The following is a 14128-nucleotide window of genomic DNA, read 5'->3' on the forward strand; positions in this document are numbered from 1 at the left end:
ATGATCCAAGGCGTTCCGGCCCTATCTCTCCTGCCAGCAGGGCCTCAGATGTCCTGCCGGGTGACTTCGCCTTCATCGCCAAGCGACACGTCAGGCAAGGGCTGTTTTTCCGGTGGTGGCCCCTCAAGTCCGTTCTCGAGCTTGGCCTTGATGCCGTCGCGCTTGTCCTCACTTGGATAATCAGCAAGGGCGGCTTTCCAGGCTTCTCGTGCAGCTTCCTTGTCTCCGAGGTGCCAGTAAATGTCACCAAGATGATCCTCGATCTCCCAGTGCGTGTTCGGCGCAAGCTCCTTGCGGCTTTGCTCGATATAGGTCTTCGCACCTTCGAGATCGCCGAGCTTGTAACGCGCCCAGCCATAGCTGTCTGCGATGTAGGGATCGGTCGGCGCAAGGGCGTTGGCGCGGGCGAGGATCTTGAACGCCTCGCTGTAGCGTTCGGTATGTTCCACCAGGAAATAGCCCAGCGTGTTCAGCATATAGGGGTCGTTTGGACGGGCCAGCGCTTCATTACGGATCAGCTGGAGCGCGTCATCGACCTCATCGGCTTCTGCCATGGCCTGTGCCAGCGCCATGCGCCGGTCATGCGTGTCGTCCAGCTGACGGGCAGCACGGGCATGGAAGAGCGCCTGATCGAACTGGCCGAACTGTGAGTAGATCGCGGCACTCGAGCCATGCGCGCTTGCCTTTTCCGCATCGGTTTCGGCCAGTCCGGGTGTGAGTTCCGCAATTTCCGTGGCCTGCTTGCGGTCATCAAGCAGGGCATAGATCATCATGGCGGTAGAGTAAGTGCCAAGCTCCTCATCCTCGTCGGCCAGCTTGATGGCCCGGTCGAGCGCCTTGCGCGCGACTTTTGTATTACCAAGCCGGACTTCCGACTGGGCAATGGCGAGCTGCAGGCCGGCCGTCTGTTCGGGAGCAACCCGGGCGAGGTGCGCGGCAGCTGCAAACAGCGTTTCATCGTAGAACTGGCCGATCACGGACAGGCGCAAATCCTCATTGTCGGGATCAATCAGGAGAGCCAGCTGGTCGAAGGCCGATTTCGTGTCATCAAATCCTGTCACCCGTTCGCCGATAAAGGCCGAGCGGATCAGGCGCTGATAGGACAGGGACCGCGAATAGTCGCTCAGCGAACGGGCAAAGGCTTCATCGACGCCGAGAGGTTCATTGTCGAAACCGCGACCGGTCTCGATCTGGTTCATCGCGGCGGCATAGGAGGTGGTCTGCTCCGGCTCGGCTTCTGCGAGGCGTTTGTAGAGGGCTTTGGCATCTTCGATACGCCCGCGCTGGCGCAGCAGGCCAGCCCGGCGCGCAATGACCAGCTTCACATGGCTGTAAAGCAGGGACTGCGGGTCGAACTCGTGTTCCGGCGCTTCGATCTTGGACGGGGTAATCGCGCTGTACACGGCAAGCGCTTCATCTTCACGACCAGCCGCTTCAAGCAATGCTGCGAGAGAGAGGTCTCCCGTCAGGCCGGGCAGGCGCGAACCAACATCCCTGTGTGCTTCGACCGCTGCATCAAACTGGCCATCCTGGGCGAGATACCACGCCTCCAGGAAGCCCGCCATGATGGTCATGTCATCGCTGTCCAGGGCAGGTTGAAGCTGCGTAAGCGCTTCCCCCGGAGCACCGCTGGCGGCTGTGTCGATAGACATGACGACCGCGCCGAACGGGGTCGGTTCGCTATCCCGCGTGGCATTCATCTTGATGGAGGAAATAAAAGCAGCCATGTCGGCGGCTTTCACCGCTTCGACGGGCGAGTCATAGGCAAGAAGCCCGACCGGCTTGCCATCCTCATCGAGCACGGCGGTCCTCATCGCCGGGGCGGAAACATCATAGACGCCGCTATAGGCCGACAGCGCACCGAGGACGTCCTGCTTGCGCGCATCTATCGCAGCTGTGCCGTCATCTGCGGTGCCCTGGCCAGCCTGCGGGCTGGCGCAGGCGGCGACGGACAGGGCAGAAGATGCGATTGCCAGTGTCAGAAACTGTTTCATTCGATGTCCTCTCGGGCCTGGGGAGGGAGTTTGCCGACCAGGCCATGATGTGTCCATATCCGGCCAGTTCACTTCATTGATGTGGCACAAGTCTGGCAGCCGCTGCATTTTCGCAGGAGCAGACCCGTATCACATCAGTAGGCGCGTTTGACGCAGAAGTCTGCAAGCTCGCCAAGCACGTTGCGCCACGGTGTGTCTGGCAGGGGCTTGAGCGCGGCCTTGGCCAGGTTCGCATACGCTTCGGCCTCGGCAATGGTCGCTTCGGCTGCTTCGGTGGAGCGGATCAGGTGGATCGCGCGGGCCAGGTCGCTTTCTTCCTGGGTTTCTATATCCAGCGCGCGTTCCCAGAAGGCGTGATCTTCCGAACGGCCGCGCCGCCGGGCGATAATGACTGGAAGCGTGATCTTTCCTTCCCGGAAATCGTCGCCGACGACCTTGCCGATCACCGAAGTCGCGCCGCCATAATCGAGCACATCATCGACGATCTGGAAGGCGAGGCCGAGATTCTTGCCATAGGCGGCGAGCGCGTCGGCATGTTCAGCGCCACCGCCAGTCAGGGCACCGGCACGGGCGGCCGCCTCGAACAGGGCGGCTGTCTTGGCTTCGATGATGGCGAGATAGTCTTCCGTCGGCAGGTCGAGCCGGCCTTGTGCGGCGAGCTGGCGAACCTCACCTTCCGCGATCACGGAGGAGGCGTTCGACAGGATGTTCAGGATGTCCAGGTTCCCGGTATCGACCATCAGCGTAAAGGCGCGGGCGAACAGGAAGTCCCCGACAAGAATCGAGGCTGAATTTCCCCAGACCGATTTTGCCGCCGGCTTGCCGCGCCTGAGATCGCTTTCATCGATCACATCATCGTGCAACAGGGTGGCGGTATGGATGAACTCGACCGCTGCGGCGAGGGAATGGGTTGCCTGGTTGGCACCGCCAACGGCATGGGCAGCCGCCAGTGTCAGCATCGGACGCATACGCTTGCCGCCTGCCGACACGATATAGCCAGACAGGTCCGGGATGATGTCGACAGGGCTCTTGGCGCGGGCGCGCAGAAGCATCTCGACATGACCAAGATCATCGTCCAGCAGGTGTTGCAGACGGTCGATGACAGTCTTGATATTGCCGGAGTCGCGCGCTGTGGCAGTTATGGTCACGAAAGGTCCTATCCGGTCACTCAAGGCGTATTCGTCATGATTAGCGCCGGCACGCAAGGCCGTAGCTGCGGTTAAGAGCCGCATATAGTGTAAGGTTAGCCATGGAAGAAGTGTTCCGAACCAATGATCTCGTCAAGGTCAGCTACATAAAGCACCTGCTCGGCGAGGCCGGGATAGAAGTCTATGTGCTCGACGAGCACACCGCGCATATCGACGGGCGCGGGCCTCTGGTGCCGATCCGGGTGGTGGTCCATCCCGATGATGCAAGCCGCGCGCGCCATGAGCTGAAAGACCTCGACCAGGATGGCTGAGACGGATGTCACCGCGGATGCCTTTCTCGGCGGGCGCGTCACCGTTTTCCAGCCGCAGAAAGGCTTTCGCGCGGGCACCGACAGTGTGCTGCTCGCCGCCGCGCTCGATGCGGGGCAGCGCGGGACAGCCTGCGAGTTCGGCTGCGGTGCGGGCGGGGCATTGTTTCCGGCCGCCTGGCGGCTGAAAGACTGCACGTTCACAGGGCTTGAAGCCGATGCGGCAATGCTGGCGCTAGCCCGGCGCGGCACAGGGGAAAACGGGTTCGAGGGCCGCGTAGAGCTGCTCGAGCAGGATGTCGCAGCGATTCCCGCAGACTGGGAGAACCGCCACGACCTCGTCTTCTCCAACCCGCCTTTTTTCGAGCCGGGCCGGATCCGGCAGCCGGGCGAGGGCCGCGAGGCCGCCTATCTCGAATCGGTGCCGCTGAAGGACTGGATCGGCGCGATGCTCTTTACGCTGAAGCCCAAGGGCACTTTCGTGATGATCCACCGTGCCTCGGAACTGGCGCGCATACTTTCCGTGATCGAGCGGCGCACTGGCGAGATTGCCGTCATGCCGGTGCGCTCATGGCCGGGTGCGGACGCCAAGCGCGTGATCGTGAAGGCGCGCAAGGGCCTGCGCTCCGGCCCGATGCGGCTTCTGTCCGGGATCGACCTCTATGCCGCGAAAGGCGGCCCGCGTACGCAGCTGATGGAAGAGGTGGCAGGCTACGGCATGGGGCTGGACTGGGGGTAGCGCGCAACCGGATCATGAAGCCGTGCGTTCATATAATATGCAGTTCTGGTTCAACATCCTGATGGTTTCTGGCGCAATCGCAGGTGTCCTCATGGGCGCCCTTGCGCATCCGAAGATTTATGCAGGCGTGTTTGGCGGACGGGCCAGCAGCGCAGATCATGACGGGCGACAGGGCTAGACGTGATCCCGCAGTTGCGAAATCGGCTGTCTGGCGCTAGGCGGAAGGCGGAATAATTTCAGGCCACTGATTCAGGCTGTCCTTCATGACGACACTGACTGCGCGCGACAAACCCGCTTCCTTCCAGGAGCTGATCCTGCGGCTGCAGGCCTATTGGGCCGGCAAGGGCTGTGCGATCCTGCAACCCTACGACATGGAAGTCGGCGCGGGTACGCTGCACCCGGCGACCGTGCTGCGTGCACTCGGCCCGAAGGACTGGCGGGCCGCCTATGTCCAGCCCTCGCGGCGGCCGGGCGATGCGCGTTATGGGGAAAACCCCAACCGGCTCGGCCACTATTACCAGTTCCAGGTCATCCTTAAGCCCAACCCGGCAGATCTTCAGGACCTCTATCTCAATTCGCTCTACGAAATCGGCATCGACCCGATGGTGCATGATATCCGCTTCGTGGAGGATGACTGGGAGAACCCGACCGTGGGCGCATGGGGGCTTGGCTGGGAAGTCTGGTGCGACGGGATGGAAGTCTCGCAATACACCTATTTCCAGCAGGTTGGCGGGCTCGACGTGTTCCCGGTCTCCGGTGAACTGACTTACGGGCTGGAGCGGCTGGCCATGTATGTCTTCGGCGTCGACAATGTCTACAATCTGCCGTTCAACGCGCCCGACAGCGAGACCCCGCTCTCCTATGGCGATGTGTTCCTGCAGAACGAGATCGAGCAGTCGGCCTTCAATTTCGAGCTTGCCGATGTCGAGATGCTGCACAAATGGTTCGAGGGCTGCGAGCGCCAGTCCACAACCCTGCGCGAAGCGGGCAAGCCGCTGCCGGCTTATGACTTCGCGCTGAAAGCCTCCCACGTCTTCAACCTGATCGATGCGCGCGGCGCGATCAGCCCGACCGAGCGCCAGGCCTTCATTGCTCGCGTGCGCGACCTGGCACGCGGGGCGGCCGAAAAATGGGCCGAGCAGGAAGAGGCACGGGCGTCATGAAGCGGCTTTCCCTGCTTCTCGTATTGCCGGCTATGCTTGTGTCTGCCTGCGGTGATGGCGGGCAGGCGCCCAAGAGTGAAGGCAGCAAAACCCCGACCGCGCCGGCCATCGCCACGGACATGCAAAGCCCGGTCGAGGACCCGTTCTGCTATTTTGCCGCTGAAGGTACCGAACCACTGACGGGGGACGCGGCGCGCTATGTCTTCGTCACGAAGACCGGCAAAAGCGTCTATCAGGGCTATGCCAGGCTTGATGGCGAGGTGACGAAACTCACCGAGGTCGAGGCGGGCTTTGGCGCAGGCATGGAAACGCGCCGCTTCGTCAGCGGGGATGACAGCGTCGAACTGGAAGTCATCCTGCTTGAGGCTGGCGAGAGCGAGGCGGCGACGCGCTATACCGGGTCAGTCCGCGTCATTTATCCGGTTGAGGGCGAGGCCGTTAAATTCTATGGCGAGTGCCGTCACGAAAGTGTGGCGGAATGATCCGGCCACAGACCAACAATGGGGCGCGCTGAAACGCCATGGCGGAACTGCTTCTCGAACTCTTTTCCGAAGAGATACCAGCCCGGATGCAGGCGAAGGCCGAAGCCGACCTGAAGGCTGCGCTCGAAAAGGGCCTGTCGGAGGCCGGGGTCGGGTATGAGCGCGTGGTGACCCTGTCAGGGCCGCGCCGTCTGACGGTCTGTGTCGAGGGCCTGCCGCTGAAGTCGGCTGATGTCAGCGAGGAAAAGAAAGGCCCGAAAGTCGGCGCGCCGGAGAAGGCTGTTGAAGGCTTCATGCGAGGTGCGGGGCTCTCTTCCATCGACGAGGCGGAAGTCCGCAGCGATCCCAAAAAGGGCGACTTCTACGTTGCCGTGCGCGAAATTCCGGGCCGCGCGCTGGAAGACATTATTGCAGAGCTGGTGCCCGATATCGTGCGTGGCTTCCACTGGCCAAAGTCGATGCGCTGGGGGCGCGGCGAGCTGCGCTGGGTGCGCCCGCTGCAACGCATACTCTGCGTGTTCGACGGCAAGACGGTCGATTTCGGCATTGACGGGCTGAAATCCGGCAACCTCACTGAAGGTCACCGCATCATGGGACGCGGGCCGTTCGAAGTGGCGTCATTCGACGAGTATTGCGCCGTGCTTGAGGGCGATGGCTGCGTCGTGCTGAACCGGCAGGACCGCCGCCTGCTGATCGAGGAGCAGGCGCACAAGGTGTGTCTGGAAGCCGGGCTCGAACTGGTCGAGGACAAGGGGCTGCTGGAAGAAGTGACGGGGCTGGCCGAATGGCCGGTCGTTCTCTTGGGCAAGATGGACGAGGCATTCCTGAGCCTGCCGCCGGAAGTCATCCAGCTCTCCATGCGTACTCACCAGAAATATTTCGCCGTGCGCGACCCGAAGACGGGCGAGCTGGCACCAAATTTCGTCGTGGTCGCCAATGTCGAGGCGAGCGATGGCGGCGAGGCGATTGCGGCGGGCAACTCGCGGGTGTTGTCCGCGCGGCTCGATGATGCACGCTTCTTCTGGGACAATGACCGGGGCACGCCGCTGGAAGAGATGGCGAAGAAGCTTTCGACCATCGACTTCAAGAAAGAGCTCGGGAGCGTTGCGGATAAAGTGGACCGCGTCGCTGCGCTGGCGCGTGAGCTGGCGCCGAAGGTCGGGGCTGATCCGGACGTGGCTGAACGTGCCGCGCGCCTTGACAAGGCCGATCTCGTCTCCGGCATGGTGGGTGAATTCCCCGAGCTTCAGGGGGTTATGGGCGGCTATTATGCCCGCGAGCAGGGCGAAGACACGGCGGTCGCGACCGCCATTGCCGAACACTACAAACCTGTTGGCCCGTCGGATGATGTGCCATCAGAGCCGGTGAGCATCGCTGTCGCGCTCGCCGACAAGCTCGATACGCTGGTCGGCTTCTGGGCGATCGATGAAAAACCCACCGGCTCGAAAGACCCGTTTGCGCTGCGCCGCGCGGCGTTGGGGGTTGTGCGGCTTGTTCTGGAGAATGGGGTGCGGCTCGATCTTAGGTCGCTCACATCCGACACGGTTTTGGCAATGGCGTTTGGTCGCGTGTTCAACACTGCATTGTACCTAGCATATGAAAAAAGAGATGCAGCTTGGGCTGCGACCCTAGAAAACAGATTCTTTTCGGCTGAAGGTAATCCCGTTCTTTCCGCGAAAGATGTTGAGGAAATGTGGGCCGATGAAGCGTACGACCCGCTAAGGGGTAAACTCTATAATCTCGATGTTCGCGATGCTCCGCATCAATTCATTGAGCGCCAAGGTGGAGTTCTGGGAAGCCTTGCCGAATTTTTCATCGACCGCCTGAAGCAATATCTCCGCGACTCCGGCGCGCGTTACGACCTGATCGACGCGGTCTTCGCGCTGGGCGAGGATGATCTGGTGCTCATCGTCAAGCGCGTCGAGGCGCTGGCGGCGTTCCTGGAGACCGAGGACGGGGCGAACCTGCTGGCGGGCTACAAGCGCGCGGCGAACATCCTGAAGGCGGAGGAGAAGAAGGACGGCAAAGCCCATGACGGCGCGCCCGATCCGGCACGCTTCGAGCTGGACGAAGAACGCGCGCTGCACGCCGCAATCACCGGATCCGTGACCGCTGCGGAGGCTGCGCTGGCGCAGGAAGATTTTGAAAAGGCAATGAGTGCGCTATCAACACTGCGCGCCCCTGTTGATGCCTTCTTCGATGCTGTAACGGTCAACGCCGAGAGCGAAGGATTGAGGCAGAACCGCCTGTTTATTCTGAATTCCATCCGGGATGCGTTGCACCGCGTCGCGGACTTTTCGAAAGTGTCGGCCACGCCGGTGTGAGGAGCAGAGATGTTTTTAATCCTGCTCCTGATCGGTCTGGTCGTATTTGTGATCTGGGGGTTGCTGAACATGCCATCGCGGCAGGCAAAGGAGATCTTCGAGGCTGAGGGACCGTCACCCGATGGGGTGTGCGACCGGGACCGCGCCTACGTGCTCGACCTGCACCGCCAGTTCGGCACGGGTGATTTCTTTCTCAAATCCATAAAAGAGCGCACGCTTGATCCCACGATCGCGGCGCAATTTGGAATACAACCATCAAGGCTGGATGACACCACCGAACTCGGTGTACGTCTGCCGCATCTGAACCTGCTGGTCTCCTATGAACCTGGCCGGTATCGCCTGACCGACGATGCCGCACGCCTGGCCGGAGAACTGGCAGCCTCACACCAAAGTCAGGAGACGAGACATCATGGGTGAAGCCGCTGAGCAAATGACCGGGGATAAGTGGGTTTATCGTTTCGGGGGCGGAAGCGCTGACGGCAATACCGGCATGAAGAACCTGCTGGGTGGCAAGGGCGCGAACCTCGCCGAGATGGCGCGCCTCGGCCTGCCGGTGCCACCGGGGTTCACGCTGACGACTGCTGTCTGCACCGCCTATTATGATCGTGGCGAGACCTATCCCGATGGCCTCGAGAAAGAGGTCAACGAGGCGCTGGCTGCTGTCGAGAAGGAGACCGGCAAGGTCTTCGGCGACAATGACAATCCGCTGCTCGTCTCGGTGCGTTCCGGGGCACGTGCCTCGATGCCGGGCATGATGGACACCGTCCTCAATCTCGGTCTGTCGGACGTCACGGTTGAGGGCCTTGCCAAGAAGGCCGGCGAGCGGTTCGCCTATGACAGCTACCGCCGCTTCATCCAGATGTACTGCAATGTCGTGCTCGGCATGAAGCATGACATTTTCGAGCACATCCTGGACGACTACAAGGAGCGCTTCGAATACAATCTCGATACCGAGCTCAGCGCCGATGACTGGAAGGAAATCATTTCCCAGTACAAGGCCGCGATCAGGAAACAGCTCGGCAAGCCCTTCCCGGATGATCCGCACGAGCAGCTCTGGGGGGCTGTCGGCGCGGTCTTCGGCTCGTGGATGAATGACCGGGCCAAGCTCTATCGCAAGCTCAACGACATCCCGGCTGAATGGGGTACGGCCGTCAACGTCCAGTCCATGGTGTTCGGCAATATGGGCGAGACGTCTGCGACCGGCGTTGCGTTCACGCGTGACCCGTCGACCGGCGAGAAGGTCTTCTATGGTGAGTTCCTGATCAATGCCCAGGGCGAGGATGTCGTCGCCGGGATTCGCACGCCCGCACCGATCTCACGCTCACGCGCCGATGCGATCTCGTCCGACGAGGCGCCGCTGGAAGAGGCGATGCCCAAGGTCTACAACGAGCTTGTCGAGGTCGCGAACACGCTGGAGAGCCACTATCGCGACATGCAGGACATCGAGTTCACTGTCGAGGACAACAAGCTCTACATGCTCCAGACCCGCAGCGGGAAACGCACCGCGGCCGCCGCGCTCAAGATCGCGGTCGACATGGCGCAGGAAGGGCTCATCAACGAGGAAGAAGCCGTCCTGCGCCTGATGCCGGGCCAACTCGACCAGCTTCTCCACCCGACAATCTCCGCAGATGCCAAGCGCGACGTGATCGTGAAGGGCCTGCCGGCCAGCCCCGGCGCGGCCGTCGGCAAGGTTGTCTTCAGTTCCGATGAGGCCGCCGAACGCGCCGAGAAGGGCGAGGATGTTATCCTGATGCGTGTTGAGACATCGCCGGAAGACATTCACGGGATGCACGCTGCGCGCGCGATTGTCACTTCGCGGGGCGGGATGACTTCGCACGCGGCTGTCGTCGCCCGCGGCATGGGCCGTCCCTGCGTCTGCGGGGCAGGCGGGCTTCACATTGATGCCGAGAAAGGCGTCTTCCGTTCGGGCGGTCGCGAGTTCAAGAAGGGCGATATCGTCACGATTGACGGGGCCGAAGGCGAAGTCCTTTCCGGCGAGGTCGATATGGTCAATCCGGACCTGTCAGGCGATTTCGGCAAGCTCATGGAATGGGCTGACCGGGCACGCACGCTGAAGGTGCGTACCAATGCCGAGACCCCGCACGATGTCGAGACGGCGATCTCGTTTGGCGCTGAAGGCGTCGGGCTCTGCCGTACCGAGCACATGTTCTTCGAGTCCGAACGTATTCCGGTCGTGCGCTCGATGATCCTCGCCAATGACAAGAAGGGCCGCGAGGCTGCACTGTCCAAGCTGCTACCGATGCAGCGTGGGGACTTCGCCGAGATTTTCCGGCTCATGGGCGAGCGGCCCTGCACGATCCGCCTGCTTGACCCGCCGCTGCACGAATTCCTTCCGCATTCCGAGGATGAGATGGCAGAGGTCGCAAAGTCGGCCGGCGTCGATATCGAGGTGCTCAAGCGCCAGGCGAACGAACTGCATGAGAACAACCCGATGCTCGGCCATCGCGGCTGCCGTCTGGGGATCACCTATCCGGAAATCTACGAGATGCAGGCCCGCGCCATTTTCGAGGCGGCTGTCCAGATCGCCAAGGATACCGGCTATAGCCCCATCCCCGAGGTGATGATCCCGCTGGTCGGGACCCGCAAGGAGCTGGACATCCTGAAAGAGAAGGTCGACGCAACCGCACAGGCTGTCTTCAAGGAGACCGGTACGGAGCTGGAATACCTCGTCGGCACGATGATCGAGCTGCCGCGTGCGGCGCTTCAGGCTGGCCAGATTGCTGAAACTGCAGACTTTTTCTCTTTCGGCACCAATGATCTGACACAGACCACGCTCGGCATTTCACGCGATGATGCAGCCCGCTTCCTGAAAGACTATGAGGATCAGGGTATCTATGAGAAGGACCCGTTCGTCACGCTTGACCAGGATGGCGTTGGTGAACTCGTCAGGATTGCTGCGGAACGTGGCCGCAAGACGAAAACCGGCATCAAGCTCGGTATCTGCGGTGAACATGGCGGGGATCCGGCATCTGTTGCATTCTGCCACAGGCTGGGACTGAACTATGTGTCCTGTTCGCCGTATCGCGTGCCGATTGCGCGTCTGGCTGCAGCGCATGCAGCCCTGCAGAAGGCAGACGCCTGAAACGCTTCACGCGACTCGACAGACTGAGGTCACGGTCAGAAATCACACGGATTTCGTGTTGCATTTTTGCGACACTGTAATTTCTGGCTATGGCCCGGACCGTCGCGTTTTAACGTGATGTGAAACTGAATTTGAAAGGTTTTTTGGCCGTACGATAACAGGTTGATAACCAGTTCAGATGGAGACAGGTTCCCAACTGACAGAAATGTAAGTCTTCAAAAACAGCTCTTCATTGCTATGTGGCAGCTCAGAAAGATACTCAAAGCTCAAGGTAGCTGAACGTGATTGATGCATGAACCGGGCCGTTCTGGCCCGGTTCATGCTCATTGAGCCACAAGGCAAGCTAAGTTAAGAGGCAGGTGATGTCGAAGAAGACCCATCTTAGCCCGCGTGGAAACGCGGACCGGTCACTTCGCGGCAGAATTGCACGCTGGTGGTTGGCGAAACCGGACACTGAACAGCGCGCTGTTATTGCGCGGGCTGCAGTGACGTCCGTTTGCGCGCTCGGGCTCATGGCGGCCATGCCAGTCATTTCTTCCGTAAACCTCCAGAAACAGGCCGAGGCTGAAGCCCGTGCGCAGACAGAGCGTTTCGCGGCCGCCCAGGATGCCGGCGATGCCGTGCGCGCCGATCCCAAGGCGCCCCGCCTGATGCAGCATGAATGGCTGCGCAATGTCGAATATTCGCTGGAACGCAATCCGGACGGGGCCCTAAGCCGCTATAGCGGGCTCGAACGTGATGCGGCCGTCCTTGCGGGTATGAAAAGTTTCGATCCAGCCCATCTGGCACGGGCCGAGGACATGGACCGCCAGATGAAGTGTCTTGCTGAAGCGGTTTATTACGAAGCCCGCAGCGAATCTTCCTCCGGGCAACTTGCTGTTGCAGAAGTGATCATGAATCGCGTGCGCGATCACCGGTATCCCAACACAGCCTGCGACGTTGTCTATCAAGGGGCAACGCAGACGACCGGATGTCAGTTCACTTTTACCTGCGATGGGGCGATGGCACGTGCGCCGCATGGCTATCGCTGGACGCGGGCCAAGACAGTTGCTGCACACGTGATGCTCGAGCTGCAGGAATCGCGTACCAGCGGCGCAACGCATTACCATGCCAATTATGTGAACCCGGTCTGGAATTCAGGTCTGATCCACACCTCCACAATTGGCACGCATATCTTCTACCGGTTCCCGCGTGGCACTGAATGGGCCAGCGCGAAGGCCGCTGAACGCGCCCGCATCAAGCAGGCGAATGCCGAAAGCAATGGCGGCGGCAGCAACAAGGCCCAGAAGACCATCATGACTGTCGACGCGCCGCCAGAAACAAAAGATCTGAATGCACGTTCTCTCAACGTGTTAAGTCCCGCCCCCTGATCGAGAGGAGTGTGAGATGGCTGACGGACGGCTTTTCGAGGATGTAGACACCTATATCAACAGCCTTTTCGCCGGGCCGGATGCCGTGCTGGACCGGGCGATTGAGCGCTCGGCGAAAGCCGGTCTGCCGGATATCCAGCTCACACCGGGCCAGGGCAAGCTGATTTACATGCTTGCCAAGATGATTGGCGCCAGCCGCATCCTCGAAGTCGGGACACTCGGCGGCTATTCCACAGTCTGGCTCGGCCGGGCCTTGCCGGAAGATGGTGAGCTTGTTTCGGTCGAACTTGAATCATCCCATGTTCAGATTGCCCGCGAAACGCTGAAAGATGCTGGCCTTTCCCGCCTCTGTCAGGTGATTGAAGGGCGTGGACTTGATGAAATGGCGGCCTTGGACCCGTATTTCGACATGGTCTTCCTTGATGCGAACAAGGATGGCTATCCGGCCTATCTCAGGCAGGCCCTCAGGCTGACACGTCCGGGCGGGCTGATTGCGGCGGACAATGTCGTGCGCGAAGGCGCCGTGCTTCAGCCATCAAAGGTCGACCCGAATGCCATTGGCGCGGCCGCTTTCAACCAGGCACTCGCCAGCCACCCGCAACTGGAGGCCATTATCCTCCAGCAGGTTGGTATCAAGGGCCATGACGGGCTCGCCGTGGCGCGGGTCAAGGACTGAGCCTAGTCCCGCGGACCGAGTGTTCTTTGCAGGGTTTTCTTGAGCCGTCCGGGCATGAAGCGGGCAGCAAAGCGGGTACGTTCGGCCATCTTGCCGGCCATGTAGTGCACCTCCTTGCCGTGGGCGGCTTCCCAGGCTTTTTCCGCAGCGAGTTCGACCGGATAGACTTCCTGTCCCTGTTCACGGATCTGGTCGCTCATCTTTTCATTGGCGCCGTCAGCCTTGCCCATGTCGAGGATCGGCGTGTCGATGAACCAGGGCATCAGTGACGTTACGCGGATACCGATATTGGAAAATTCGACGTCGAGCGCTTCGGTCAGCCCGCGCACGGCAAACTTGGTGGCGGAATAGACGGCCAGCTTCGGCGCGCCGAAAACGCCCGCCGTCGAGGCAGTGTTGACGATCCGTGAGCCGGGTGTGTCACGCAACAGGGGCAGGGCGGCCTGCACGCCATTGATGACGCCTTTCACATTGACATCGACGACCCAGTCATTGTCTTCCCCGGACATTTCCTCGAACCAGCCGTGACGCCCGACGCCGGCATTGTTGAACAGCACTGTCATGCGCCCATCCGTGGCTTCACCGAATTGCTTGACGGCGGCGTTCCAGTCGTCGCGGTTGCGAACGTCGAGTTTTGCGGAGACGCAATTGTCTTCGCCGATCTGTCTGGCGACCTCGGCAAGGCCTGCCTCGTCGACATCGTAAAGCCCGACAAACCAGCTACGGTCAGCGAAGAGTTCAGCCGTTGCCTTGCCGATACCGGATGCGGCACCAGTGATAAAGATGCTCTTGCGGCCTGTGCATTTGCCCATGTGTCCTGC

The 14128-nt window shown here is 61.0% G+C and carries 13 protein-coding genes; 10 read left to right on the forward strand and 3 right to left on the reverse strand.

Annotation, left to right across the window (positions count from 1 at the left end):
- Window positions 1-44: 44 nt before the first annotated feature.
- Both Q1K31_RS02830 and Q1K31_RS02835 read right to left on the reverse strand, forming a co-directional pair.
- Complete coding sequence (locus Q1K31_RS02830; RefSeq protein WP_300376478.1) at window positions 45-1994, reverse strand: tetratricopeptide repeat protein; 1950 nt, start codon at window positions 1992-1994, stop codon at window positions 45-47.
- A gap of 134 nt (window positions 1995-2128) precedes the next feature.
- A complete protein-coding gene (locus Q1K31_RS02835) occupies window positions 2129-3142 on the reverse strand; it encodes a polyprenyl synthetase family protein (protein WP_300376480.1) in 1014 nt (337 codons plus the stop codon).
- 101 nt (window positions 3143-3243) lie between these two features.
- Between Q1K31_RS02835 and Q1K31_RS02840 the strand changes: the two genes are divergently transcribed.
- From Q1K31_RS02840 to Q1K31_RS02885, 10 genes are all read left to right on the forward strand, one after another.
- Entirely contained in the window at window positions 3244-3453 is a 210-nt protein-coding gene (locus tag Q1K31_RS02840) for a DUF2007 domain-containing protein (RefSeq protein ID WP_300376482.1), read from the forward strand.
- On the forward strand, window positions 3446-4189 hold the full coding sequence (locus Q1K31_RS02845; RefSeq protein ID WP_300376483.1) for a methyltransferase domain-containing protein: 744 nt from the start codon (window positions 3446-3448) through the stop codon (window positions 4187-4189). The genes Q1K31_RS02840 and Q1K31_RS02845 overlap by 8 nt, the downstream gene beginning before the upstream one ends.
- Window positions 4190-4211: 22 nt before the next feature.
- Window positions 4212-4367, forward strand: coding sequence for a hypothetical protein (locus Q1K31_RS02850; RefSeq protein WP_300376484.1), 156 nt, complete (start codon window positions 4212-4214; stop codon window positions 4365-4367).
- Between the two features lie 85 nt (window positions 4368-4452).
- Window positions 4453-5352 (forward strand): glycine--tRNA ligase subunit alpha, encoded by a 900-nt coding sequence (locus Q1K31_RS02855; RefSeq protein ID WP_300376486.1) that lies wholly within the window; start codon window positions 4453-4455, stop codon window positions 5350-5352.
- Complete coding sequence (locus Q1K31_RS02860; protein WP_300376488.1) at window positions 5349-5834, forward strand: hypothetical protein; 486 nt, start codon at window positions 5349-5351, stop codon at window positions 5832-5834. Before Q1K31_RS02855 ends, Q1K31_RS02860 begins: the two co-directional genes overlap by 4 nt.
- 38 nt (window positions 5835-5872) lie before the next feature.
- Window positions 5873-8158, forward strand: a complete 2286-nt coding sequence (gene glyS, locus Q1K31_RS02865) for a glycine--tRNA ligase subunit beta (RefSeq protein WP_300376490.1) — start codon at window positions 5873-5875, stop codon at window positions 8156-8158.
- A 9-nt stretch (window positions 8159-8167) separates the two neighbouring features.
- Window positions 8168-8575, forward strand: coding sequence for a hypothetical protein (locus tag Q1K31_RS02870; RefSeq protein WP_300376492.1), 408 nt, complete (start codon window positions 8168-8170; stop codon window positions 8573-8575).
- Between the two features lie 13 nt (window positions 8576-8588).
- Window positions 8589-11261: a pyruvate, phosphate dikinase gene (gene ppdK, locus Q1K31_RS02875; protein WP_367187515.1), complete on the forward strand. Its 2673-nt coding sequence runs from the start codon at window positions 8589-8591 to the stop codon at window positions 11259-11261.
- Between the two features lie 362 nt (window positions 11262-11623).
- Window positions 11624-12631, forward strand: coding sequence for a cell wall hydrolase (locus Q1K31_RS02880; RefSeq protein WP_300376497.1), 1008 nt, complete (start codon window positions 11624-11626; stop codon window positions 12629-12631).
- A 16-nt stretch (window positions 12632-12647) separates the two neighbouring features.
- The gene (locus tag Q1K31_RS02885; RefSeq protein WP_300376499.1) at window positions 12648-13307 is read left to right on the forward strand and encodes an O-methyltransferase; all 660 of its coding nucleotides are present in this window, start codon (window positions 12648-12650) and stop codon (window positions 13305-13307) included.
- Between the two features lie 2 nt (window positions 13308-13309).
- Here Q1K31_RS02885 and Q1K31_RS02890 read toward each other — a convergent pair whose 3' ends face one another.
- Window positions 13310-14119 carry an SDR family oxidoreductase gene (locus Q1K31_RS02890; protein WP_300376501.1) on the reverse strand — a complete coding sequence of 270 codons (810 nt, stop codon included), beginning with the start codon at window positions 14117-14119 and terminating at the stop codon, window positions 13310-13312.
- Window positions 14120-14128 lie beyond the last annotated feature (9 nt).

The sequence above is a fragment of the Henriciella sp. genome (assembly GCF_029936995.1).
Taxonomy (GTDB): domain Bacteria; phylum Pseudomonadota; class Alphaproteobacteria; order Caulobacterales; family Hyphomonadaceae; genus Henriciella.